Source organism: Schaalia turicensis ACS-279-V-Col4, assembly GCF_000296505.1.
GTDB classification, from domain to species: domain Bacteria; phylum Actinomycetota; class Actinomycetes; order Actinomycetales; family Actinomycetaceae; genus Pauljensenia; species Pauljensenia turicensis_A.
Genome location: NZ_JH815208.1, coordinates 26,120 through 49,543, shown reverse-complemented (window position 1 = coordinate 49,543; position 23,424 = coordinate 26,120). Strand labels below are relative to the sequence as shown.

Below are 23,424 nucleotides of genomic sequence, written 5' to 3'. Positions count from 1 at the left end.
CGCAAGCCTTCAGGTGAAGTCGGTCTTGGATGGCAACGGGTTGGTTTAGATTGGTACTACCTGGAACCGTCTACAGGCATCATGGCGAATGCTGGTCGCACGATCGATGGGAAATGGTACAACTTCCTCTCATCGGGTCAATGGGTCAACTACCAAGCTCCTGCCGGCTATCTACAACCGACAATGTCAATTCAGTCCCTTGGATGGGCTACCAATACTCTGACCTACGGCATGAACGGCGTGAAAGTCAGAATCGTTCAACAGCGCCTAGGTATCTGGCACACGATGAAGCTGGCGTCCGTTGACAGTAGTTTTATGTCGGCAGTGCGTAACTTCCAGCGTCGAGCGGGCCTGCCACAAACGGGCGTCGTCGACGAGCGCACATGGAACGCGATGGGAACCGGGTATTCCTGGTATGTCGACCAGTATCAAGTTGCGCCGACCGTTTCGGTTAGCGCAAGCCGCTCCGAACACATTGAAGCAATGATTTCCTACGCCTTAGCGCAGGTGGGATCGCCCTACACTTGGGGTGGAGCTGGCCCGTACAACTTGGGCTTTGACTGTTCGGGTTTGGTGCTTCAAGCACTACACGCAGGTGGCCTTGATCCACAACCGATTAACGTGCTCAAGCATGCGTGGCCTGACTATCGCACCTCGCAGGAGCTCTACAACTACTCCGGATTCCAATATCTTCCGCTGTCGCAAAGGCAACGTGGTGACTTGATCTTCTACACGTCGGGTGGCGTAGTGACGCATGTGTCGCTCTACTTGGGTAATGAGCGGGTTGTCCACACCGACTGGATGGGGAATCCGGCTCGTGTTGATTCCGTGTGGACCAGCTACGGATACTCCAACACCGCACCGTGGGTTATTCGCCCGTTCCCGTAAAGAGAATCGTGATCTAGCAGGTCGGTAGTTTTCCAGTTTGCCGGCACGTAACGAGGCCCCTCAGGAAACTGAGGGGCCTCGTTCGTCAGTATAGGGAAGCGAGAGTCTTTACTGGTCTTGAGATTTTCCTTGGAGATCTGCCTTGGAACTCTGTCTTAGAACACGATTGGCCAGTGCGGAAGACAGTCGGTCAAGGTGATGTGCGCGGAGTTGAAGAGCTCCACAGTTGATGCATATTCGGGGTTCAACTCGGGCATCTTCCCGGTCTTAATTGCTTCTTCTGCAGCCCGATCATCAACGTATTCGTTTAAGGAGCCATCAGACAGGCGCGCACTTGCATCCGCGTACGCTTTGAACGCCTCCGCTGCATGAGTACCAGTGGAATCCACCGATCCTGCTTGCACCAGAGCATCAGTTTGCGCCGAGGCAAAAGCTTTGACGAAAGAAGCCCACGCGGTAGTTGCAGTGGTGGAATTGCCCGAGACTGTTGCTTCAGTAAAGGCTTGTCCTTCAGGCAAGGACTCGAGTGCCTGGACGAGAATGTCATCCATCGCTTGGCAGCCCGCTGAAGGAGCGCTCATCTCGGGAAGCGCTTGGGTTGATTGAGGATCGGCATAGATCCCCGCTCCAGCCTCAGATCCGATTGACTGCGCTGTGGGGGCAGATTGTGGGCTTGCCTTGGGCGATGGTGAGCATGCGCCAAGAGTAAGCGTGAGACCTGCAACCGCGCTCAAACACACTGAGCAACGTCCCGGAAAGAGTTGATTTCGCATCAGATTCCTACCGCGAAATCAGGCCAGATCGAGGTCTTCAAGACCGAGCGCATAGAAGTAGGGGAATCCCTCAGCCTCGATGCGTTCCTTAGCGCCAGTTGCGCGGTCAACGATGACTCCAACAGCAACGACCTCGGCTCCTGCTTCACGCAGAGCAGTGGCAGCTTCCAGAGGTGAACCGCCAGTGGTCGAGGTGTCTTCGAGGACAACCACGCGCTTGCCGACCACGTCCGGCCCCTCAATGCGACGCTTCATGCCGTGATCCTTGGCAGCCTTGCGCACAACGAAAGCATCAAGGTCGAGGCCACGCGAAGAAGCGGCATGCATCATTGCGGCTGCAACGGGGTCTGCTCCCATGGTCAGGCCACCAACTGCAACATAGTCTTCGCCCGGAGCGAAACCGGATTCTTCCAAAAGATCGAGCATGACGTGGCCGATCAGGGGCGCAGCTTCGTGATGAAGCGTTGCGCGACGCATATCAACGTAGAAATCAGATTCGCGACCGGAAGCCAGAGTCACCTTTTCGTGGATGACGGCAAGTTCCTTGACGAGTTCGGACAGGCGGGCTTTTTGAGAGTCATTCGTCATGCTTCACAGTCTAGACGGTAGGTGGGCATAGAGGATGAGGTGACGGTAGGTGGGCATAGAGGATGAGGTGACGGTAGGTGGGCATAGAGGATGAGGTGACGGTAGGTGGGCATAGAGGATGGGACGCTTTCGCCACATCTCTCGCTCCGTAGACGGCCGTATACGAAAGTGCCCCCAACCTTTGAACTGTCCCCCGGAAGTTGGGCTGATTTATTCAGTTTTCTTCCGGAGGGCAGTTCACTTCAGGCTGGGGGCAGTATCGTCAAGAGCTCGAGCATTCAGCCCGAGAAGGGAAAACAGGCGGTCAGCCGGCGATTGCCTCGACCAGCTCAATCAGCTCACCAATACCCTCGTGAATTCCGAATGGGCGGTATGGATACTGTTCGACCTGTTCGATTGACGTTGAGCCGGATAGCACAAGGTGCGTGCGCAGACCGGCTTCAACACCCGCCTGAATATCCGTGTCCATGCGGTCGCCGACCATTGCAGCGTGCTCAGAGTGAGCACCGATCTTGTTCAGACCTGCGCGAATCATCACGGGGTTCGGTTTGCCGACGAAGTAGGGGCGCTTACCGGTGGCTGCGGTGATCATTGCTGCGATCGAACCGGTGGCGGGCAGTGTGCCTTCATCCGAGGGGCCCGTGACGTCCGGGTTGGTGGCGATGAACTTTGCGCCACTTTCGATCAGTCGGATTGCTCGGGTAATCGCGTTGAAGTCGTAGTTACGTGTCTCGCCGAGCACCACGTACTCAGGATCCTGATCGGTCATGATGTAGCCGGCGCCGTGGAGCGCGGTCGTCAGTCCGGCCTCGCCAATCACGAATGCGGACGAGTTGGGTGACTGCTGCGATAGGAATGCTGCGGTCGCGTTTGCCGAAGTCCAAATATGCTCCTCGGCAACATCCAAACCGGACCGTTCAAGTCGAGCAGACAGGTCGCGGTTGGTGAAGATTGAGTTGTTCGTCAGAACCAAGAATGGCATGTTCTTGGCGCGCAGTGCCTCAAGGAACTGCTGAGCTCCGGGAAGCGCGCGGTTTTCCTTGACCAGAACACCGTCCATGTCGGAAAGCCATGCGGAAACAGGTGGCATGTCAGTGAGCGCCTTGGGCGCGATTTCGTTATCAGTCATGTCTTCATCCTATGTGGAATATCGGGGAAAGACATGGATAAGGGTCTATTCGGGATCTGCGTCGATTGCGCCGTGAATGTCGTTGAACAGCAGGTTCGAGATTTCAACTTGAACGTATTCGACGCGCGGAACATCGTGCAGGACAAGCGGGTCGTCTGCGCTGGTCTGCAGAGTCAGAGTGCCACACCCGAACAGGCGGTCGATAAAGTCGCGGTCCATTGCTACGTCGGAAATGCGCGTGATAGGCAGGTCGTGACCCTTCTTGTTGATGATGCCGTGGCGCGTGATGATGCGCTTCGTGGTCAGCGTGAAGGTCGTGGTGAACCAGCGGATGAACGGCATGATGAAGATCGGGAATGTCGCGACGATGACGATTGCCCAGACGATCTCGTGGCTGTAGGGCGCCCACTCAGTCGGTAGGTAGACCGACGCGAAGACGCCGACAATGATCAGAACCAGCTCAGCCAGCGTATTGCCCAGGATGGCTTTGAAGTGCGTGCGCATACGGCGGACAATGTGTTCGTCTTGGGACAAGAGTGCATGACGTGGAGACATGTCTTAATCGTGCCATTATTTCCCCCGCTTGTGCTTGCTATGTAATGCAAGACGCTATTGTTATGCCCGTGAGTAATGATTATCAGGATGTCGTCAGCGCCGGTGAGCGCGGTGCGCAGGTGCTAGACCGTGCGCTCTCCGGTGGTGCAATGGGGGACGAGGCCACGCCTGCTTCTGAAAGCAGGCCCGGTGTTGGTCCGTGGGTTGGCGAGCTTCCGACCGATGAAAAGTACGATCCTGAACTACTGAAGAACGGCGATCATCGTAACGTTGAAGACCAGTATCGCTACTGGACGATGGACGCGATCCGCGAAGACATCGCAGCCCACGCGCTCCCGTTCGAGGTTGCAATCGAGAACCTCGGTCATGACTTCAATATCGGGTCTATCGTGCGCACTGCGAATGCGCTGGGAGCTAGCCGAGTCCACATCGTCGGGCGTCGTCGTTGGAATCGTCGCGGGGCAATGGTGACTGACCGCTACCTGCAGATCGATCACTGCCAGACTCCCGAAGACCTTGCCCGATCGTGCGCAGAGCGCGGAATGAGCCTCGTCGGCGTCGATAACGTGGAGGGCTCCAAGCCACTGGAATCCACTGAACTGCCGAAGCGTGCGTGCCTGATTTTCGGCGAGGAATCCTCCGGTTTGAGCCAGGAAATGAGCGACCTTGCCGAGGTGATCGTCCACATTACCCAGCGAGGATCGACGCGCTCAATGAATGTTGGCCACGCGGCGGCAATCGCGATGTGGGCGCACGCGTCCAGTTTGGCCTGACGCTTCAGTGATGTGCGCGGCCTCGTTCCTCATCGGCGAGGCCGGGATGGCGAAGCTAAAACTACGCTGTTTTTTTGTTGCCTGCACGGGCAAAAGTCCACCTTAGAGGCACTTATGTGCAGGAAATAGGGACTTCCTACCTCACATGAAACTTGCGATGTGTGGAACAATAGCCAGTGACAAATCTGTCGTTCGAATAGGAGGCTCCTGTGCCTGTCGCAACCCCTGAGGTCTACGCCGAGATGCTGAACCGCGCGAAGGAAGGCAAGTTTGCCTACCCCGCGATCAACGTGACCTCTTCCCAGACCGTTACCGCTGCTATCCAGGGCTTCGCCGAGGCAGAATCTGACGGTATCGTTCAGATTTCCGTCGGTGGCGCTGAATACGCTTCCGGTTCGACGATCAAGAACCGCGTCACCGGTTCGCTCGCCCTCGCTGCATACGCAACCGAGGTCGCCAAGAACTACGGCGTGACCATCGCTCTGCACACCGACCACTGCGCAAAGCAGAATATTGATTCCTGGATCCGCCCGCTCATGGAGATTGAAGCAACCCAGGATCTGCCGACCTTCCAGTCGCACATGTGGGACGGCTCCGCTGTTCCGCTCGCCGAGAACCTGGAGATCGCCAAGGAACTCCTCGCCCTCTCCCAGAAGGCAAACACCATCCTCGAAATCGAAATCGGCGTTGTCGGTGGCGAAGAAGACGGTGTTGTCGGCGAAATCAACGAGAAGCTCTACACAACCACCGAAGATGCACTCAAGACCGTTGAGGCCCTCGGTCTTGGCGAGAACGGCCGTTACCTGACCGCTCTGACCTTCGGTAATGTCCACGGTGTTTACAAGCCGGGTCACGTCAAGCTTCGTCCCGAAATTCTGGGCACCATCCAGGAAGAGGTTGCAGCAAAGGTTGGTTGGAAGAACAACCGTCCGTTCGACCTGGTCATGCACGGTGGCTCCGGTTCGACCGCAGAGGAAATTGCCCTCGCAGTCGAAAACGGCGTCATCAAGATGAACGTCGACACCGACACCCAGTACGCCTTCACCCGTCCGGTCGTGGAGCACATGTTCCGCAACTACGACGGTGTCCTGAAGATCGACGGTGAGGTCGGCAACAAGAAGCAGTACGACCCGCGTTCGTGGGGCAAGTCTGCTGAAGCAGGCATGGCTGCTCGCGTCGTCGAGGCTTGCCAGCGTCTTGGTTCCGTCGGAACCAAGATGGCCTGATCTTTTACCTGATCAACGGACGGGGTCCGCAGCTACGGCTGCGGGCCCTTTCCGCGTTTAGCCCTGTTTCGCATGCGTGAGGGCGCACTTTTGTCCGGCCACACTGGAAGTTTTGCGCGCTTTCGCTGAAAGAGTGTCTCAGATAGCGACAACGCGGGTGAAACGTGATGAGATTAGAACAGTTCGACGTAAGAAGGGTGGTCGCTATGGGCCAGGTGTGGACTTCAGTTGAAGGCATGATCATCGGCGCGGGTCTTGATCCCAAGGCCGTTATCAATGAGTTGCATGAGCGCGCCATCCTAGCGAAAGTCGAGTGGTATCCGTCTGCCCCGCACTTTGTGGGCGTTGACTTCGCTGTTTCTGACGGTCGTCTTGGCATTGTTCGTGACAATACGATTTCTGAAGGTCCCACAATCGAGGATCTTGCCGAAGAGCTTGCATCCCGTTTTGAGGGCGAAGTCCGTATTTCGACCGTGGTCGTGGACCATACTCCCGAAGGGGTCAGTCCGCTTGCTGACGTGTGGGATGACGACTTGGATGACGATGAGCCGGCAGAATCCTCGCGAATCGTTGAGATTGGTAATACACCTGCGTCGTCGGTGCCGTTGCTTGCAGCGCTTGAGGGTATCGATCTTGCCGATCTTGAGGGCAATGGTGGCCAGCGCCTGCTTCTTGCTGAGCTTCCGGCTGAAAAAGCTGGTTGGAACTTCGGTGAACTGCCACTGATAACCCTGTCGAAGCAGGATGATGAGTTCCAAATTTTCCTGGTCACGGATGACCACTTGGAACACGTTGTTATTCACAACTGGGCGATGGACTCAAAGATCATTCCGGGCGCGCACAATGTGCCGACAGAGGTTGACGACGAGATCCTGGATCTCGTCGGCGAACGTCCGAATTTGAAGAAGATTGCGGACGCGGTGAACGGGTCGAACGTTGACGATCTGTACAAGTCGACGTCCCTGTTCGGTGATGACGCTGTTGTCGCTGCGGTGAAGGCGCTTGGTCTGCCCGAGTCCGTTGCGGGCTTCCTGCTAGGGCACATTGATGCCGATGAGGTTGAAGGCGCGAAGCTCCACATGGCTCGCGGTATTTCAAACGCGATCGGTCGTAGCGTGGACATCATGCTGAAGGAACCGGATTCACCGGCTCAGCCTCTATGGGAGTCCTACCATTCAATCGCCGTCGATCGTCCGCATCTGGTGAAGTATTTTGCCGGTGCCGAGGCTATCGTCGGCACGATGTTGCTGACCCTCGCGGCGCGCGCGCAGGCTCCGCGTCGTGGTTGGATGAAGTTCGGTGGTGTGCTCGGCGCTATTCTGCTGTTTGATTCGGTGGCAGAGTTGTCGCTGTCGCGTTACCTGCGTGCGAAAGAGGACCGCTAGTATCGCTTGCGATTGATGCGTCCTCGTGTGATGATCGCGCCAACTGCTTATTGACGAGGCCGGGGTCGGCAGTTCATTCGAACTGCCGACCCCGGTGCGTTACGTCAGGAATGTGGCACTTTAAAACGCACGTTTTAGAGCGCGTGTGCTTCAGCGGGGAAGTCCTGTGGGCGATCGGTGAAGATACCGGTGACGCCCCATGATGCGAGCTCCTGAGCTTGATCCACATCGTTGACTGTCCAGACGTTGACGTCGAAGCCTGCGTCGCGCATTTCCTTGACCTCTTCAGGGGTGAGGCCGTTGACATCGGGGTGAATTGCGGTGCATCTCAGCAGATCAGCTCCCTGTTGCCAGGTGGGGCCGGGTTGGTTTTCGCGGTCGAACAGCCAACCGAGCTTAATGTTCGGTCGCATAGCGTGGAAGCGTGCGAGGGCCTCGTGGTCGAAGGAAGAAACGATGAAGCGCTCGGTGTTCGCGACCGAATCAACTGCAACGGCGAGGTTCTCGATCAGCTTTTCGCGAAGTTCGGTGCCACCATAGCAGGGCTTGATCTCGAGGTTCATGCCCATGTTTGCCGAATTGGCGAATGAGATGACGTCAGCTACTTCTGGGATTCGTTCGAACCGGTAGGTGTCAGAGAACCACTTTCCGGCGTCAAGTGTGCGAATGTCGGAGAAGCTGAGGTTGTAGTAGCCGCCCTTGCCGGTCGTTGTGCGTTGAAGCTTATCGTCGTGGATGACGATCAAAGATCCGTCGCCGATGACGTCGACGTCGAATTCGAACCAGCGGGCACCGACCTCCGCTGCTTTCGCGAAGGAGGCGATCGTGTTTTCAGGCGCCAATGATGAGGCTCCGCGGTGCGCGAAAATCCTGGGGAATGCCATGCGTGTTCCTTTTGGGTGTTCTCGTTCAGTTGTCTGCCTGCAACGTTAGTCGCTTGGGGGCTAGACCGCTTGTTCTTACCAGAGGTCAGGGTTTGATGCGGCGGTGGTTTCTTCTTCTGTCTGGTTGATGAAGCGTTCTTCGTCGCGTTTGGCGGCAAGAATCTTTTCAACGTACGAGTCGATCGCTTCTTCGAGGGGAACGTCGTGGCCGGCTTGTTCGCCCAGGTACCAGCGGTGTTCAAGGAACTCGTGGTAGATCTGAGCCGGTTCGAGCTTGGTTTTCAGCTCGGCTGGAACTTCTCGCATGACGGGTTCGAAGGCGTTGTTCAACCACTGGTGTGCGGCCAATTCGAGTGGCATGTTCGGGGTGCCCGCGGTGGCTTGGTAGGTGGCGATGTCGTTCAACAAGCGTTGTGCTTGGTGCTCGCCAACATCCATGCCGGTGAGTCGCATGAGCTTGCGATGATGATGTCCGGCGTCAACGACCTTCGGCTGGATCATCAGTTCGGTTGATCCGGCAACCGATGTCATCTTCAATTCAGCAACGTCGAACCCCAGGTCATTGAGGCGTTCGATTCGCTGAGCAACCTTCCACTTCTGGGAAGAATCAATGAGTTCTGTTCCGGTCAGCTCATTCCACAATTCGTCGTAGCGGCTTCGAATACGGTCGCCAACTTCAATGGGATCCGCGTCTTCGGGGAAGTACTCTCCAGCCTGAAGATCCATGAGTTCGCCGATGATGTTAGTTCGTGCCAAATCAACGTCGTACTCGCGCTGGCCAGAGGTGAGTTTCGGGTGGAGCTCGCCGGTTTCTGCGTCCACCAGGTAGGCACTAAATGCTCCGGCGTCTCGACGGAACAAAGTATTCGACAGTGAAACGTCGCCCCAGTAGAAACCAAGAAGGTGCAGGCGAACAAGCAGTACCGCTAGGGCATCAATCAAACGTGTTGCCGTGTCAGCGCGCATGTGTTGGCTGAACAGAGCACGGTAGGGCAGGGAAAACTGCAGGTGTTCGGTGACCAGGACGGCATTGAGCTCCTCGCCGTCAACACTGTGCCTACCGGTGACCACTGCGGTAGGGAGCACGGAAGGGGCACCAAGACGTGAGAGGTCACGAAGCATCTCGTACTCGTGATGTGCGACGGTCGGGCCAATTTCCTTTACGGCGATCACACGGTCAGAGAGGTTCACGAATCGCACGATGTGGCGAGAAATGCCACGGGGGAGAGCCGCGAGGATCTCGTCGGGCCATTCTTCCAGCGGAATTTCCCAAGGAAGATCAAGAAGCGAGGGATCAACGGTCGCGGCCATGATCTCTAGTGATTCGGACATAGTTCTATTCTCTCATTGCTTAAAGGGACGCAATTATTGAGGAGAAAGCGCCAACCCACCAAAAGTGGGGCACTGGTCAGGCGTCAGGGATATGAGTTGGCCCCGCCTCGTCACTATCAACGAGAACGGGGCCAACTGTGGATGAATCACTCAGGCAGACGCATACCGGTTGCAGCAGAGAAGTTATGCTGCTGGCCGGGGCGGATGCGAGCGTGGATCACGCCGCCGCGAGCCGGAGCAGTGCGCGGAGGAACGCGAACGATGATCTGCTTCGCTGAGCCTTCGTCGGTGGATCCGAGGCCCTCGGTAGAGCCTGCAAGACGACCGTAAACGTAGGCATCCGAGCCGAGTTCCTCAACGAATTCAACTTCGATCGGAATCGTGTTTTCTTCGGTTTCGGAAACAACTTCGAGGCCTTCAGGGCGGAAACCGATGGTGATCTTGCCACCGTCTGCCGGAGTGAGGGCGTCGAGGGTTGCCTGCGAGAGTGGAACGCGTGCCGGGCCGAGGATAGCGTTGGTGCCGTCGACGGTGAACGAGCCGAGGTTCATAGCCGGGGAGCCGATGAAGCCTGCGACGAAGTCGTTTGCCGGGCGCTCGTACATTTCCTGCGGGGTGCCGACCTGCTGGAGGAGGCCGTTGTTGAGGACGGCGATGCGATCGCCCATGGTCAGAGCTTCGGTCTGGTCGTGGGTGACGTACACGGTGGTAACGCCGAGCTCACGCTGCAGAGAAGCGATCTGGGTACGGGTCTGAACGCGGAGCTTCGCGTCGAGGTTCGACAGGGGCTCGTCCATGAGGAAGACCTGAGGCTTACGAACGATTGCGCGACCCATGGCGACGCGCTGACGCTGACCACCGGAGAGTGCCTTCGGCTTGCGCTCAAGGTAGGGCTCAAGGTCGAGGATGCGTGCGGCTTCATCAACGCGCCTGTTGATTTCGTCCTTCGGGGTGCCGGCGATCTTGAGGGCGAAGCCCATGTTTTCACGGACGGTCATGTGCGGGTAGAGCGCGTAGTTCTGGAAGACCATTGCGATGTCGCGGTTCTTTGGCGGAACGTTGGTGACGTCCTTATCGCCGATCAGGATGCGACCGCCGTTGACCTCTTCGAGGCCGGCGAGCATACGCAGGGAAGTGGACTTCCCGCAACCGGACGGGCCGACGAGGACCAGGAATTCGCCGTCCTCGATCTTGAGGTCCAGCTGGTCGACCGAGGGCTTGTCGTTACCCGGGTAGATACGGGTTGCCTTGTCAAAGGTAACAGTTGCCATTATTCATTTTCCTTCCCACCGGCAGGTACGTGCCGGACGATCCGAGTGGGTCGATGTTCACCAGCGTCATCACTGGCGGGTTCCTCGTGCGAGCAACCTTTCTCAACCTAGCACACGGCGTGGTTATGCAACAGGTTTCAGTGTGTCGTGCGCATTACTCACCGCGCTTGTTCACCGCGTGGCGTGTTGTTGAGACTGCGCTTGTTCACCGTCGCACGGAGTTTGTTCAATCGATCTGCCCATGGCTCCTTGTAATCTGAACGGGTGAATGAAGGCGATCAGATCGGTGGCTACACGCTCGTATCCCAGCTGGGTACGGGTGGCGCGGGTACCGTGTGGCTTGCAGAGGACGAGGGCGGCGATCGAGTTGCCCTCAAGCTTGTGCACCCTGCTTTGGCCGCCGACGAAGAATCTCGCCGTCGCCTGCAACGTGAAGCTGCGACCGTGAATTCGGTTCGCTCCGCCAGGGTTGCCCACGTCGTTGACATTGAAACCGATGCCTCGCAGCCCTTCATTGCGACTGAATATGTAGAGGGCCCGACGTTGGCCTCGTTGATGAATGGCCAGCCGCTTGCGCCGGAGTTGATTGCGGCGATTGCAGCCAGTCTCGCGCGCACATTGATGGCTGTCCATGACGCGCGGATCGTTCACCGCGATATCAAGCCATCGAATGTTATTTGTTCCCCGCACGGCCCGATTCTGATTGACTTCGGGATCGCAATGAGTGAAGCGGATGAGCATTTCACTCGCACCGGTCTGGTTTCAGGTACTGCCGGTTACACGGCTCCAGAGCTGTTGCGTGCTCGCCCGGCCGACGATGATTCAGACTGGTGGGCGTGGTCGGCGACCCTGCTCTCGCTTGCGACCGGGCGTCCTCCGTACGGCACGGGCGATGTTCAGGCGATTATTGCTCGTGTTCTGACGGGCGAGCCGGACACTGAGGGACTTCCGCTCTCATTTGCGCAGATCATTCACCAGGCTCTGTCTCCGGACGTGAATTCTCGCCCCGAACCTGACGAGGTCGTCGCAACGTTAGTCGAACTTTACGGTTTTCCCGGCGACGTCATGTCGATCAACCAGCTTGACTGGAGCGCCGCCTTCGCGAACCCCTACGTTTCCACTGTCCGCCCCGTTGTCGCAGATGAGCCCCGCGTTGTCGGCTCCTCGTCAGGGATGCTGGCGTGGTCCAATAACGACGAAACTGTTCAGTTTGGGGATTCTCCGCTTCACCCATCGACGAGGCTCCTTCCGCGCCCTGAAACTGATGAGTGGAATGTGGGGAGCTCGGCCTCGTCAATTCCCCAACTGGGAATGGGGCAAACGGTCAGCAACACCGCGGACTTTCAATCGCTGACCTACCTGAATGGCGCACCTGCTGGCATGTATGGGCAGGCGGTCGGCGGATACGTAGATCCTCATGCGGTGGCGGTTCCGGGTCAGTGGACGGCTCTGGGGTCGGATGAATTCGATGTCGATGACCTGTATGAGGATCTGGGATATGAAGCTGACCTTCCCAGAATCGTGTGGATCTTCGGGTGCATCATTGCGATGCCACTTGCTCTCATCCCCATGTTCACAGGAGTGATGGGGACTGCTACGGTCATCGTGCTCATGTTTTTCATGGCGTTTGGTGGCGCGTTCCATCGACATAGAGAAAACCGCCGTGTTCGGGCTGGCATTGCGCGATCCAGTGATACCGCTGCGACCGTGGCCTCGTCGCCACTGCTCCTTATTCGCGCTCTGGTGCAGGTGGTGTTTGGGATGACTGTCGGCGGAATCGTCCCGTATCTTGCCTGGAATCTCTACGCGGTTGCTCACGGCGGAAGCGGACAGTGGATGCGTCTACTGGACGTTGTCCTGGCATCCGATCCGAATGCGACACTCGACCCCTTAGTGACCGAACCGATTGGCTCGATCGGCGTGTGGATCGTTGTCCTGGCGACCATCGTTTCAGCGTGGTTGATGCCAACCTCTTCCGATCTGAGAGTTGGAACCAGCATTGCGGTCAGGCGACTGCTGGGCCCAGTGTGGGTGCGTGCGATTGCTGGCCTCCTTGCTGTTGGCGTGGTAGGTGCCACATGGTTCCTCGTCACCGGAGGCGCGCTCTGAACTGCATACGCGCCTAGCGCTAGGTAGGGTTGCCTTAAAGATGTGACCTGTGAAAGGAAAACCATGGCAGGCAAGAAGGTAACGGATACCTCCGTGCGCGCGAAAGCTCAGCAGATGCGCGAAGCGCAGGAAAAGGCTGAGCGTCGCACACGTTCTATCATCATCGCAGTCGTTACAGTCATCGTTATCGCAGTGATTGCGACCGTTGGTGTGATTATTTCTCAGCAGCTTTCTGCAAAGAATGAAGCGCAGAGCGCGAACCCCAGTGATTACTTGGGTGACTACGCGTCGGGTCAGCCGATTCGTTACTCGCATCTTGGTGTCGGCCAGGTTGATGACTCTCTTCCGACCGTTACCGAATACTTCGACTACTCGTGCCACCACTGCGCGAATCTTGAGGTTCTGATTGGCGAAGACTTGATCGCAGGCGCTGACAATGGCGAATACAACATTGAGTTCCAGCCCGTGAGGACGGTCGGCATGGAATACGCGAATGCCGCTACCTCTGCTTCGCTGATTGTTGCTCAGCGGGATCCTGAGCACTGGGGGGCTCTTCACCAGGGGCTGATGGCGTACTTTGCTGGCCAGTTCAAGGCTGGTAACGGTACGGTGATTCAGGATGCGACGAAGTCCTGGGAACAGGTGAAGACGATCGCTTCTCAGGTGGGTGTTTCCTCTGACGTGGTTTCGTCCCTGCCCGTGAACGCGGTCACCGACTATCTGACAACCGCCACCGACACGTGGAGCAACGCGAATTTCACGAACCGTGAGTCGAAAGGCACACCGGAGTTCATTAAGGATCACACGGACCTGCTGACGTTGTCGGGCTCTGATTCTGCTTCGATCATGGCGTCCTTGCGTTCAGGACTTGGCCTGAGATGAGTTCGAAGAACTGACCAACGTGAAGTGCGGGGTCGCGGCCGATTGGTCGGGACCCCGCACTTCATGGCACACTATGTGATGACGATTCGTTGAATTGTCGAAGCCGCCTTAGCTCAGTTGGTAGAGCAGCTGTCTTGTAAACAGCAGGTCATCGGTTCGAGTCCGATAGGCGGCTCTCGTTACACCCTTTTGTCTTAAGGTTTTATGAGCACTCAATCTGCTCGTGGCCCAGGTGTTCGGCAGTCTCAAGCTGGAATGTGGAGTGTTTAATTTCAACGGGGAAGTGCTTGGCGACGCAGTTTTGTAGGCGGTCAAGAATCTGCTCGCTTCTGCCGGCCTGGAAAGCCTCTTCGCTGATGATGATGTGTGCTGTCAGGACGGGCATAGCCGACGCGACGGTCCACGCGTGCAGGTCGTGGATTGCTTCGACGCCTTCGATGCGGAGCATGTGATCGCGCACCTCGGCAAGGTCGAGGTTCTCGGGAGTAAATCCCATCAGAACCATGCCGGCGCTACGAAGCAGAAGTGCTGCCCTTGGGAAGATGAGTACGACGATCAACAGGGAAGCGAGGGCGTCCGCTCGGGTCCAGTTGGTGTAATGGATAACCGCGGCAGCGACGATAACGCCGATCGACCCTAGGGCGTCGTTCGTCACCTCCAAGAAAGCGGCGCGCATATTGAGGTTCGCTTCGCGACCACCCATGAGAACCAGCAGGGATGCGACGTTCGCGACCAAACCAATAACGCCCATGATGAGCATTCCGCCAGATTCGATCTGGGGCGGGTTGACGAGGTTTATCGTGGCGCGAACGGCAACGATGATGCCGATAACGGCGAGCCCGCCAGCCTGGATAGCCGCGCCGATAATCTCGGCGCGACGCAACCCCCACGTTGAGCGGTCGGTCGCAGGTTTATGAGCCAGGTGGGCGACAACAAGCGCCAATACGAGGCCCGCAGAATCCGCTGTCATGTGACCGGCATCGGCAAGAAGAGCCAGTGAATCGGTCAGGATTGCGACGACAACTTCGCTCACCAGAATGAATGCGGTGATGCCAAGTGCGATCGCAAGGCGTGTGCGTGACGCATTCGCCCCGTGACTATGTGTGTGACCGTGAGTGTCATCGTGGTGATGAGCGTGCTCGTTCTCGTGCTGCATGACCATCCTGTCGTCGAATTAATCGAGCACGCCCTCGTGAATCCATCATCTGTACCAGCGCATAAGGTGCGGAAAACTTGAACGGAGCCAAGAGGTGTGCATCTAACTAAGTCATACCTTAGTTGCTTGGTTCTTTCTTAGGAAACTTGGTTCTTTCTTAGGAAAAAGGTCGCTTGTGTGAGCGAGAGTCTCTCGTAGACGGTTTTAATGAAAATATGACCGTGATGTGACCACTGCGTTTTCGGTTGAGTGAGTCCATGTGTCTCAAGCGTGGAATCGAGCCTGCCGAAGACTAGTGGGTGGTACCTGGCCGTAGGATAGAGGCAGTAATTGATAAGGGAGCTTTAATGGCAATGACGACGCTGAAAGAACTGACGACCTTCCACGTTGGGGGTCCGGTCGCTACCTATATTCTTGCCGATTCACGTTCCGATCTGATTGCAGCCTTTGACAGCGCAGACAAGGGTGAGTTCCCGATTCTGATGATCGGGGGTGGCTCAAACACTCTTGCCTCCGATGCCCCATTCGAAGGCATTGTCGTTAAAGATGGGCGTCAGCAGATCACTCGTTATGAGAGCTCAGATGACACCGTTCTCGTCACGGCGACTGCTGGCACCGTCTGGGACGAATTCGTCCAGTGGACCCTTGCCGAAGGCCTCTCGGGCATCGAAGCCCTGTCCGGCATCCCCGGAACCGTCGGAGCTGCGCCTGTTCAAAACGTTGGAGCCTACGGTCACGAGATCTCTGACACGCTTGCCTACGTTGACGTCTGGGATCGCGGTGAACAGTGTGAGAAGCGCTTGAATGCATCTGAACTGGATCTCGTCTACCGTGAGTCGATTATTAAGCGCTCAGTCCGCGAAGGTGACGCCCAGGGACGTATATGGGGTCCGACCGGGCGTTGGGTTGTCCTCGAAGCCACGTTCCGCCTCACAATCTCCGATCAGTCCGCGCCCGTCCTGTACCGCGAACTCGCGAATCGCTTGAGCATTGAACAAGGGCAGAGCGCGAATGCTCAGCGTGTGCGTGATACTGTCCTTGAGTTGCGCACGTCAAAGGGTATGGTGCTCGACCCCAACGATCACGATTCGTGGAGTGCTGGCTCCTTCTTCACGAACCCCATCGTCGATGCCGAAACCGTTGCCACGCTCCCACCCGAGGCCCCACGCTTTGACGCCGGAAATGGCATGATGAAAACGTCAGCTGCATGGTTGATCGACCACGCGGGCTTCACGAAAGGCTGGGCGGTGGACGGAGCGCGCGAAAACGGCGCCTCGCTGTCAACGAAACACGTTCTTGCCCTGACCAACCGCGGGGATGCCACCAGCGATGAGGTCGTCGAGCTTGCGCTCGCGGTTCGCGCCGGCGTTCAAGAAAAATTCGGCATCACCTTGGTTCCTGAGCCCGTCACGGTTGGGATCAGCTGGTAGCGTCCGCTTCTGCCTTTCCCGACGGTTTGCGAGGCTCCCGCTTAGTCGTTGTGACCGTCGTATGGGGGTGTGTTGAGCCACGCCTGAATGTGGGCGTGCCATTGGTTCTTCGAAGCGCTTGATGCCAGGGAAGCGTTGATTGACTGAGAAGCCAAGTCTGCGATCTGTTGATCGGACAGACCAAAGGTGTCGCGTGCTCGTGCGTACTGGTGGACCAGTCGCGAACGGAATAACAGCGGGTCATCTGCACCCAGTGCCACCGTTGCCCCGTATTTCATAAAAACAGGCAGGGGGACGTGTGAAAAGTCCTGGTAGACCCCCAAATGGACGTTTGAGGTCGGGCAGACTTCGAAAGCAACGCCTTCGTCAATGAGCCTGCGAAGCAGGTCTGGATCTTCCGTCGTACGCACGCCGTGGCCGAGTCGTGCCGGGTTGAGCGCGGTGACAACATTGCGTACCGACTCGGGTCCTAGCAGTTCACCACCGTGGGGAAGAGAAGCCAATCCTGCGCGCCGTGCGATGCCGAAGGCCGCGCCAAACTCGCTGGTTGTGCCCACGCGTTCATCATTCGATAAGCCGAAACCGACGACCTTGCCTGGACCCTCGCCAGCGTATTGCGCGGCTAATCGTGCCAGAATTCGGGCATCAAGAGGATGTCGGATACGCGATGCGGCAACGATAATTCCCACTTCCACGCCCGTATCGCGCCACGCCTGTCGGGCCTCGTCAAGGATGATTTCGAGGGCCGGAGTGATGCCACCAACCCACGGGGCGTAAGAGGTCGGATCCACCTGCATTTCAAGGCGAACCGAGCCCTCTTTCGCGTCGTCTTCTACAGCTTCGCGGACGATGCGTCGCATGGCGGATTCTGAGCGCACCAGATGACGCGCAGAATCGTAGGAACGTTGGAAGCGGAACCAGCCTCGTCCGTCGGCGGGGACTTTTAACGGGTCGATGGCCAGAAGGTGGCTGGGCAAGCGAACGCCCTGCTCATTGGCCAGGTCAATCAGAGTCTGCGGGCGCATTGCTCCAGTGAAATGCAGGTGCAGATGCGCTTTCGGTAGGCGCGATAAATCGCGTCGACCAGATGTTTGGTGCGCCGGGGCAGTCAGATTCGGTTGGGTTGGGCGTGCGCGTTTGGCCTGGTCAGTGAATCGGTGGATAGGCGACGAGGCGACGAACTGGGACATCAGTGCCTGTCCAGCCAGGCGACGATGTCTTTAATCAGGCCTGGACCCTCGGGTTCGTTGAGGACCTCATGGTACGCGCCGTCAATGATTCGTAGGTGAATATCAGCATCAGGGTGTGATGCCAGTGCGTTCTGAACGAAAGTCTTTGAAGCGTTCAACGATGCCAACTTATCTGCGTTTCCGTGAAGGATCAGCATAGGAGTCCTGGCGCGGTGAGCATTCTTCAAGACAAGGTCGCCCTGAGTGATCATTGTTGCCCCCGTGATCAGAGGAACGCCACCCGTGTAGTTGAGTGGATCAGCATCGAACGCTTCTTGGACTCTGGGGTCGCGAGAGAGGACGGAAGGGTCATCTGCTGAGCGAGGCTTCTGCGCCGTCAAAGCGGGGAAAACGCGCGCAAGCGGAAGCAGTAAGCGAGCCACGCCAGCCGGCAACGGAGGAAGCGGGCGGAATGCTGGGCCCGTCAAGATCGCACCGTTCACGTTCGAGGGGTTCAGAAGAAGCGATGCGGCGGTAACCAAACCACCCATGGAATGACCAAAGAGGAAGAGGTCTGATGTGCGTGCGTGCGCCAACACAATGCGTCGAGCGTCTAGATGGTCTTTGATCAGGCGTCCAACATCAACCTGCGAACGTGGGCCTGGGGATGTGCCGTGAGCATAGTGATCGTAGAACGCGATGTCGTATCCAGCTTCAATAAGTTCGTCTTGCAGGGGAAGAAAACGGCCCGAGTGCTCGGCATATCCGTGGCAGAGCAAGACGGTGCCCTTCGGGGCGAGCGTTGACGCGGAACGATACTGGATATTCATGCACTCTATTGTGGCAGGTGGAAGGCAGTGTGTGCAGAATACGGGACGGCTCTGAGAACCTGTGCGGTTCTCAGAGCCGTCCGTTCGTCCAGACATGTCAAGCGTGAACAGAATACAGACACTGTGTGGGTTCGAGATCCTGGGCGCGAGGTCCTGTCCTGGGGAGGTGCTAGTAAGGCCTGGCCTCAGTGCGCTTGCGCCAGAAGCTCCTGAATGCGGCCGACACCTTCAACAAGGTCGCCGTCAGACAGGGCGTAGGAGAGACGAATGAAGCCAGATGGGCCGAACGCTTCGCCGGGCACCACAGCAACCTCGACCTCTTCGAGGATCAGGTCGGCAAGCTCAGCCGACGTTGTGGGGACCTTGCCACGGATTTCGCGACCCAGAATGCCCTCGACGTTCGGGTAGGCGTAGAACGCGCCCTTCGGGGTCGGAACATCGAGGCCGTCGATTTGGGAAAGCATCGAGATCATGGTCTTGCGCCTGCGGTCGAATGCCTCACGCATGGAATGAACAGCGTCGAGAGGGCCAGTGACAGCTTCCAAGGCTGCACGCTGAGCCATATTCGATACGTTCGAGGTCAAATGCGATTGGAACGAGGTTGCAGCCTTCACAATGTCAGTCGGAGCGATCATCCAACCAACACGCCAGCCGGTCATTGCGTAGGTCTTCGCCACGCCGTTCAACACGATGGTCTGATTGGCAAGCTCTGGAAGAAGCTTCACCATATGAGCCGGCTCGGCATCTTCATAGAGCAAGTGCTCGTAGATTTCGTCGGTGATAATCCAAATGCCGTGTTCAAGAGCCCATTCGCCAATCGCGCGAGCCTCTGCAGGAGTGTAAACAGCGCCGGTCGGATTCGAGGGTGAGCAGTGCAATAGAAGCTTCGTCTTTTCCGTACGAGCAGCTTCAAGCTGTTCGACGGTTACCTTGTAATTCTGATCGGCACCAGCGAAAACGGGAACCGTGACACCGCCGGCAAGCTTGATGACTTCCGGATAGGTCGTCCAGTAGGGGGTCGGAAGAAGAGCCTCGTCCCCCGGATCCAAAATGGAAGCGAAAGCCTGGAATACGGCCTGCTTACCGCCATTGGTGACCAGCACCTGCAACGGATCAACTTCGTAGCCGGAATCGCGCAGAGTCTTTGCGGCAATTGCTTCGCGCAAAGCTGGAAGGCCGGCCGCCGGAGTGTAGCGGTGCATCGCCGGCTCGCGCGCTGCGCGGACGGCGGCCTCGACAATATTGTCAGGGGTGGGGAAGTCCGGCTCACCTGCACCGAAGCCGATGACGGGACGACCCGCAGCCTTCAGGGCTTTCGCTTTCGCGTCAACCGCGAGAGTGGCTGAAGGGGTGATAGCGGAAAAGCGTGCGCTGACGCGCGATCGAGGTGTTGTGCTCATAGGACTATCGTCGCATTAAATGGGGCTGTTCGGTAGTCTAATTCCGAATATCAAGCAGTTTGCGACACTCCCCAGTTGGACAGTTGAAGAGATTTTCCATAAACTCGTTCCCGCACGTTCTACGGCGTGCAGTAGGGCAGTGGCGCAATTGGTAGCGCACCGGTCTCCAAAACCGGCGGTTGTGGGTTCGAGTCCCGCCTGCCCTGCCACTCATATTCTGGGCACGAATTCAGGAGGGGTTCCGTGGCTGACGCAACGGCATCACACATGCCAGCGAAAACAGATCGCACGAAGTCTGGCGCTACGCCGTCCCGTGACTCCCACGAAAAAGAGGCTCAGAAGAAGCCGAATATTTTCGTGAGGATGTGGACTTTCTTCCTTCAAGTGATTGAAGAAATGAAGAAGGTCGTCTACCCGAGTGGTTCTGAAACGTGGACCTACTTCGTTGTCGTGGTCGTTTTTGTGGCCGTAATCATGGCTTTCACTGGTCTTTTGGATCTTGGATTCGGTAAACTGAACGCACTGATATTCAGCTGAAGCTGATGCGAACCCGCCCGCAGATACTGCAGGCGGGTTTCTTCTAGCCTTCGGCACTCAATTTTCCGCTAGGAAACTAGCATCCAGGAGGAACGCGTGAGTGAAGAGAATCTGCCTGTCGAAATCGACGAGGCCGCCCAGGCTGAACTGACCGAAAACCCCGCTGAAGCGGCGGAAGAAGAAGTCGGAAGCGTTGAGCAGCCGGTTGAAGCTGAAGAAGCTGAAGCTGGCGAAGAAGAGGGCGACATTGATCCCCTCGAGAAGTTCCGCAACGAGATCATGATGATCCCCGGTGACTGGTACGTCTTGCACACCTACTCCGGTCACGAGCGCAAGGTGAAGGCGAACCTCGAACAACGCGTTCAAAGCCAGAACATGACCGATAAGGTCTTCCGCGTCGAGGTTCCGGATGAGTACATCACCGAGTTCCGTGGTTCGGTGAAGAAGCGTGTTCGCCACGTTCGTATTCCTGGCTATGTCGTCGTCTGCATGGACTTTGATGAAGAGTCGTACCGCATGGTCAAGGACACCCCGGCTATTACCGGCTTCGTTGGAGACCAGCACAACCCGGTTCCGCTCAGCATCGATGAGGTCGTTGATCTGCTGAAGTACAACATCCTTGAAGAAGCTGGCCCGCAGGTCCCTGCCGTGGCTCAGGTCAAGGAAGAGATCCGCGTGGCCTTCGAGGTTGGCGAGATCGTCACCGTCATCGATGGTCCGTTCGAGTCGCTGGAAGCGACTATTTCCGAGATCTCGCCCGAGACCGAGAAGCTCAAGGTTCTCGTCATGATCTTCGAACGCGAGACTCCGCTTGAACTTGGTTTCGACCAGGTTGCCAAGCGCGAAGACTGACCAAAGAGTGAAGTCGCGCACCCGAACTTGGGAACATGGGCGGGTGCGCGATAGCATTGCACTTCGTGTGTAGTGGGTTCAGTGCGCCTTCAGCGCCCTGCCTCTACATGCAACCAGAAGGAATTCCGTTCTTCTGGTAATTGAACAAGAAAGACCCGAAATATGGCACCGAAGAAGAAGGTCACCGGCCTGATCAAGCTTCAGATCGCAGCCGGCGCCGCAACCCCTGCACCTCCGGTTGGTCCTGCACTGGGCCAGCACGGTGTGAACATCGTTGAGTTCACGAAGGCCTACAACGCTGCAACTGAGTCGCAGCGTGGTTCGATCGTTCCGGTTGAAATCACCGTTTATGAAGACCGTACGTTCACCTTCGTTCTGAAGACTCCGCCGGCTTCCGAAATGATCAAGAAGGCCGCTGGCCTCCAGAAGGGCTCCGGCACCCCGAACACTGTGAAGGTTGGCTCCATCACCATGGACCAGGCTCGCGAAATCGGACAGGCAAAGATGGTCGACCTCAACGCGAACGACATCGAAGCCGCAGCCAAGATCATCGCCGGCACCGCCCGCTCCATGGGCATCGTCGTCGAAGGCTGACCCCAAACTATTTCCCGTGGTAGGGCATGCGCTGCCCGGAACCCACAACTGCAAGGAGAAGAAGCAGAATGACTAAGCGCTCCAAGAGCTACCGCGCCGCGGCTGAAAAGATTCACGCGGACATTCTCTACACCCCTCTCGAGGCCATGAAGCTGGCCAAGGAGACCACCGTCACCAAGTTCGATTCGACCGTCGAGGTCGTCTTCCGACTGGGTGTTGATCCTCGCAAGGCTGACCAGATGGTGCGTGGCACCGTCTCGCTGCCTCACGGCACCGGCAAGACCTCCCGGGTCTTGGTCTTCGCTGTTGGTGAGCGTGCGCAGGATGCAATCGACGCTGGTGCTGACGAGGTCGGTGGCGACGAGCTCATCGAAAAGGTTGCTAAGGGCTACACCGACTTTGATGTCGCCGTTGCAACCCCGGACCTCATGGGCAAGGTTGGTCGCCTCGGTCGCGTCCTCGGCCCGCGTGGTTTGATGCCGAACCCGAAGACCGGCACGGTCACCATGGACGTCGCGAAGGCGATCAAGGAGATCAAGGGTGGTCGTATTGAGTTCCGCGTCGACAAGCACTCGAACCTTGCGTTCATTGTTGGCAAGTCCTCCTTCACCGCAGAACAGCTCGCCGAGAACTACGGCGCTGTCCTGGACGAAATCCTTCGTCTGAAGCCGGCTTCCGCCAAGGGGCGCTACATCTCGAAGGCAACCGTCTCCACCACGATGGGCCCGGGCATCCCGCTCGATGCCACGAAGACGAAGAACGTCGCAACTGCTGACGCTTCCTGATGTTGAACTCCCTGTAGGGGAATGAAACATTGACGTATGAGTGGGCTTGATTGGCTTAAACACCAATCAAGCCCACTCACGTTTTATGTTCATGGGTTGTGTGAGTGAGTATTGAGGTCTGCGTGCCCTACTGCACATCGTCGCGACTGGATTTGCTTCACCCCATCCTGCTAGTCTGGTCACTGCCGAAGACCGTCGGTTTCTCAGGAAACTGAGATGAAATGCGAAAGCTGTCGACGTAGGTGAGTGACTAGTCAGCAATGACTACACCGGACATTTATGCCCGACACGAACCTACGTGTCGGGCTTTTTCATTACTCGGTGGTCACTTATCTGGAAGGAGGACCATGGCGAGGTCTGACAAGGTAGCAGCAGTTGCCGAACTCGTGGAACGTTTCCGCGCGTCTGACGCTGTCCTGCTCACTGAGTATCGCGGCCTGACCGTTGGCCAGCTCAAGCAGCTGCGTCGCGGACTGGGCGAAAACGCGAGCTACGCCGTGGTGAAGAACACGCTGGCAAGGCTGGCGGCACAGGAAGTCGGCCTCGGCTTCCTCGCTGAGGACCTGAAGGGTCCGACCGCTATTGCTTTCGTCACCGGTGAGCCTGTTGAGGCTGCCAAGACGCTGCGTGATTTTGCCAAGGAAAACCCCCAGCTCGTCCTGAAGTCGGGCGCAATGGATGGCGTAGCGCTGTCCGTTGAGGGTGTTAAGAAGCTTGCTGATCTGGAATCCCGCGAGGTTCTGCTGGCCAAGACTGCCGGCGCCCTCAAGGCGAAGATTTCGCAGGCGGCGTACGCATTCAACGCGCTCCCGTCCAAGACGGTGCGCACCATCGATGCTCTGCGTGCACAGCAGGGCGAAGCGGCCTGAAGCGACA

At 57.4% G+C, this 23,424-nt stretch carries 23 protein-coding genes and 2 tRNA genes; 14 read left to right on the top strand and 11 right to left on the bottom strand.

Annotated features, from left to right (window positions below; all coding sequences use genetic code 11):
* On the top strand, positions 1 to 888 hold an 888-nt coding region (locus tag HMPREF9241_RS00225), incomplete at its 5' end, for a C40 family peptidase (RefSeq protein ID WP_006680250.1).
* A gap of 155 nt (positions 889 to 1,043) precedes the next feature.
* On the opposite strand, the gene HMPREF9241_RS09150 is transcribed toward HMPREF9241_RS00225, so the two are convergent.
* The 4 genes from HMPREF9241_RS09150 to HMPREF9241_RS00205 all read right to left on the bottom strand — a co-directional run bounded on the left by HMPREF9241_RS09150 (position 1,044) and on the right by HMPREF9241_RS00205 (position 3,933).
* Complete coding sequence (locus HMPREF9241_RS09150; RefSeq protein ID WP_006680249.1) at positions 1,044 to 1,661, bottom strand: hypothetical protein; 618 nt, start codon at positions 1,659 to 1,661, stop codon at positions 1,044 to 1,046.
* An 18-nt stretch (positions 1,662 to 1,679) separates the two neighbouring features.
* Entirely contained in the window at positions 1,680 to 2,249 is a 570-nt protein-coding gene (gene pyrE, locus HMPREF9241_RS00215) for an orotate phosphoribosyltransferase (RefSeq protein WP_006680248.1), read from the bottom strand.
* A gap of 304 nt (positions 2,250 to 2,553) precedes the next feature.
* Positions 2,554 to 3,378: an HAD-IIA family hydrolase gene (locus HMPREF9241_RS00210; protein ID WP_006680247.1), complete on the bottom strand. Its 825-nt coding sequence runs from the start codon at positions 3,376 to 3,378 to the stop codon at positions 2,554 to 2,556.
* A gap of 45 nt (positions 3,379 to 3,423) precedes the next feature.
* Positions 3,424 to 3,933: a PH domain-containing protein gene (locus HMPREF9241_RS00205; protein WP_006680246.1), complete on the bottom strand. Its 510-nt coding sequence runs from the start codon at positions 3,931 to 3,933 to the stop codon at positions 3,424 to 3,426.
* A 149-nt stretch (positions 3,934 to 4,082) separates the two neighbouring features.
* Between HMPREF9241_RS00205 and HMPREF9241_RS00200 the strand changes: the two genes are divergently transcribed.
* From HMPREF9241_RS00200 to HMPREF9241_RS00190, 3 genes are all read left to right on the top strand, one after another.
* Positions 4,083 to 4,706 carry a TrmH family RNA methyltransferase gene (locus HMPREF9241_RS00200; RefSeq protein ID WP_050998773.1) on the top strand — a complete coding sequence of 208 codons (624 nt, stop codon included), beginning with the start codon at positions 4,083 to 4,085 and terminating at the stop codon, positions 4,704 to 4,706.
* Positions 4,707 to 4,915: 209 nt separating this feature from the next.
* The gene (fbaA, locus tag HMPREF9241_RS00195) at positions 4,916 to 5,932 is read left to right on the top strand and encodes a class II fructose-bisphosphate aldolase (RefSeq protein ID WP_006680244.1); all 1,017 of its coding nucleotides are present in this window, start codon (positions 4,916 to 4,918) and stop codon (positions 5,930 to 5,932) included.
* Positions 5,933 to 6,138: 206 nt separating this feature from the next.
* Positions 6,139 to 7,317 (top strand): hypothetical protein, encoded by a 1,179-nt coding sequence (locus HMPREF9241_RS00190; protein WP_006680243.1) that lies wholly within the window; start codon positions 6,139 to 6,141, stop codon positions 7,315 to 7,317.
* A 134-nt stretch (positions 7,318 to 7,451) separates the two neighbouring features.
* Here HMPREF9241_RS00190 and HMPREF9241_RS00185 read toward each other — a convergent pair whose 3' ends face one another.
* From HMPREF9241_RS00185 to HMPREF9241_RS00175, 3 genes are all read right to left on the bottom strand, one after another.
* Positions 7,452 to 8,201: a glycerophosphoryl diester phosphodiesterase gene (locus HMPREF9241_RS00185; RefSeq protein WP_006680242.1), complete on the bottom strand. Its 750-nt coding sequence runs from the start codon at positions 8,199 to 8,201 to the stop codon at positions 7,452 to 7,454.
* A gap of 75 nt (positions 8,202 to 8,276) precedes the next feature.
* The gene (locus tag HMPREF9241_RS00180; protein WP_006680241.1) at positions 8,277 to 9,533 is read right to left on the bottom strand and encodes a DUF4032 domain-containing protein; all 1,257 of its coding nucleotides are present in this window, start codon (positions 9,531 to 9,533) and stop codon (positions 8,277 to 8,279) included.
* 146 nt (positions 9,534 to 9,679) lie between these two features.
* Positions 9,680 to 10,804 (bottom strand): ABC transporter ATP-binding protein, encoded by a 1,125-nt coding sequence (locus tag HMPREF9241_RS00175; protein WP_006680240.1) that lies wholly within the window; start codon positions 10,802 to 10,804, stop codon positions 9,680 to 9,682.
* Between the two features lie 264 nt (positions 10,805 to 11,068).
* Here HMPREF9241_RS00175 and HMPREF9241_RS00165 point away from each other — a divergent pair, with 264 nt between their 5' ends.
* The 3 genes from HMPREF9241_RS00165 to HMPREF9241_RS00155 all read left to right on the top strand — a co-directional run bounded on the left by HMPREF9241_RS00165 (position 11,069) and on the right by HMPREF9241_RS00155 (position 13,970).
* Entirely contained in the window at positions 11,069 to 12,913 is a 1,845-nt protein-coding gene (locus HMPREF9241_RS00165) for a serine/threonine-protein kinase (protein ID WP_006680238.1), read from the top strand.
* A gap of 63 nt (positions 12,914 to 12,976) precedes the next feature.
* Positions 12,977 to 13,795, top strand: a complete 819-nt coding sequence (locus HMPREF9241_RS00160) for a DsbA family protein (protein ID WP_006680237.1) — start codon at positions 12,977 to 12,979, stop codon at positions 13,793 to 13,795.
* A gap of 102 nt (positions 13,796 to 13,897) precedes the next feature.
* Positions 13,898 to 13,970 (top strand) — tRNA-Thr (locus HMPREF9241_RS00155).
* A gap of 27 nt (positions 13,971 to 13,997) precedes the next feature.
* Here the strand turns inward: HMPREF9241_RS00155 and HMPREF9241_RS00150 are convergent.
* Positions 13,998 to 14,951, bottom strand: a complete 954-nt coding sequence (locus HMPREF9241_RS00150) for a cation diffusion facilitator family transporter (RefSeq protein ID WP_006680236.1) — start codon at positions 14,949 to 14,951, stop codon at positions 13,998 to 14,000.
* 299 nt (positions 14,952 to 15,250) lie between these two features.
* Between HMPREF9241_RS00150 and HMPREF9241_RS00145 the strand changes: the two genes are divergently transcribed.
* A complete protein-coding gene (locus HMPREF9241_RS00145; protein WP_464813092.1) occupies positions 15,251 to 16,381 on the top strand; it encodes a UDP-N-acetylmuramate dehydrogenase in 1,131 nt (376 codons plus the stop codon).
* Between the two features lie 41 nt (positions 16,382 to 16,422).
* Here HMPREF9241_RS00145 and HMPREF9241_RS00140 read toward each other — a convergent pair whose 3' ends face one another.
* The 3 genes from HMPREF9241_RS00140 to HMPREF9241_RS00130 all read right to left on the bottom strand — a co-directional run bounded on the left by HMPREF9241_RS00140 (position 16,423) and on the right by HMPREF9241_RS00130 (position 19,780).
* Complete coding sequence (locus HMPREF9241_RS00140; protein WP_006680234.1) at positions 16,423 to 17,571, bottom strand: adenosine deaminase; 1,149 nt, start codon at positions 17,569 to 17,571, stop codon at positions 16,423 to 16,425.
* Positions 17,571 to 18,380: an alpha/beta hydrolase gene (locus HMPREF9241_RS00135; RefSeq protein ID WP_006680233.1), complete on the bottom strand. Its 810-nt coding sequence runs from the start codon at positions 18,378 to 18,380 to the stop codon at positions 17,571 to 17,573. Before HMPREF9241_RS00135 ends, HMPREF9241_RS00140 begins: the two co-directional genes overlap by 1 nt.
* A gap of 185 nt (positions 18,381 to 18,565) precedes the next feature.
* Positions 18,566 to 19,780: a pyridoxal phosphate-dependent aminotransferase gene (locus HMPREF9241_RS00130; RefSeq protein WP_006680232.1), complete on the bottom strand. Its 1,215-nt coding sequence runs from the start codon at positions 19,778 to 19,780 to the stop codon at positions 18,566 to 18,568.
* A gap of 133 nt (positions 19,781 to 19,913) precedes the next feature.
* On the opposite strand from HMPREF9241_RS00130, the gene HMPREF9241_RS00125 reads away from it, so the two are divergent.
* From HMPREF9241_RS00125 to rplJ, 6 genes are all read left to right on the top strand, one after another.
* Positions 19,914 to 19,989 (top strand) — tRNA-Trp (locus HMPREF9241_RS00125).
* 34 nt (positions 19,990 to 20,023) lie between these two features.
* Positions 20,024 to 20,317, top strand: a complete 294-nt coding sequence (secE, locus tag HMPREF9241_RS00120; protein WP_006680231.1) for a preprotein translocase subunit SecE — start codon at positions 20,024 to 20,026, stop codon at positions 20,315 to 20,317.
* A 96-nt stretch (positions 20,318 to 20,413) separates the two neighbouring features.
* Positions 20,414 to 21,169, top strand: coding sequence for a transcription termination/antitermination protein NusG (gene nusG, locus HMPREF9241_RS00115; RefSeq protein ID WP_006680230.1), 756 nt, complete (start codon positions 20,414 to 20,416; stop codon positions 21,167 to 21,169).
* A gap of 162 nt (positions 21,170 to 21,331) precedes the next feature.
* Positions 21,332 to 21,763 (top strand): 50S ribosomal protein L11, encoded by a 432-nt coding sequence (gene rplK, locus HMPREF9241_RS00110; RefSeq protein ID WP_006680229.1) that lies wholly within the window; start codon positions 21,332 to 21,334, stop codon positions 21,761 to 21,763.
* 68 nt (positions 21,764 to 21,831) lie between these two features.
* A complete protein-coding gene (rplA, locus tag HMPREF9241_RS00105; protein ID WP_006680228.1) occupies positions 21,832 to 22,548 on the top strand; it encodes a 50S ribosomal protein L1 in 717 nt (238 codons plus the stop codon).
* A gap of 347 nt (positions 22,549 to 22,895) precedes the next feature.
* Positions 22,896 to 23,417 carry a 50S ribosomal protein L10 gene (gene rplJ, locus HMPREF9241_RS00100; protein WP_006680227.1) on the top strand — a complete coding sequence of 174 codons (522 nt, stop codon included), beginning with the start codon at positions 22,896 to 22,898 and terminating at the stop codon, positions 23,415 to 23,417.
* Positions 23,418 to 23,424 lie beyond the last annotated feature (7 nt).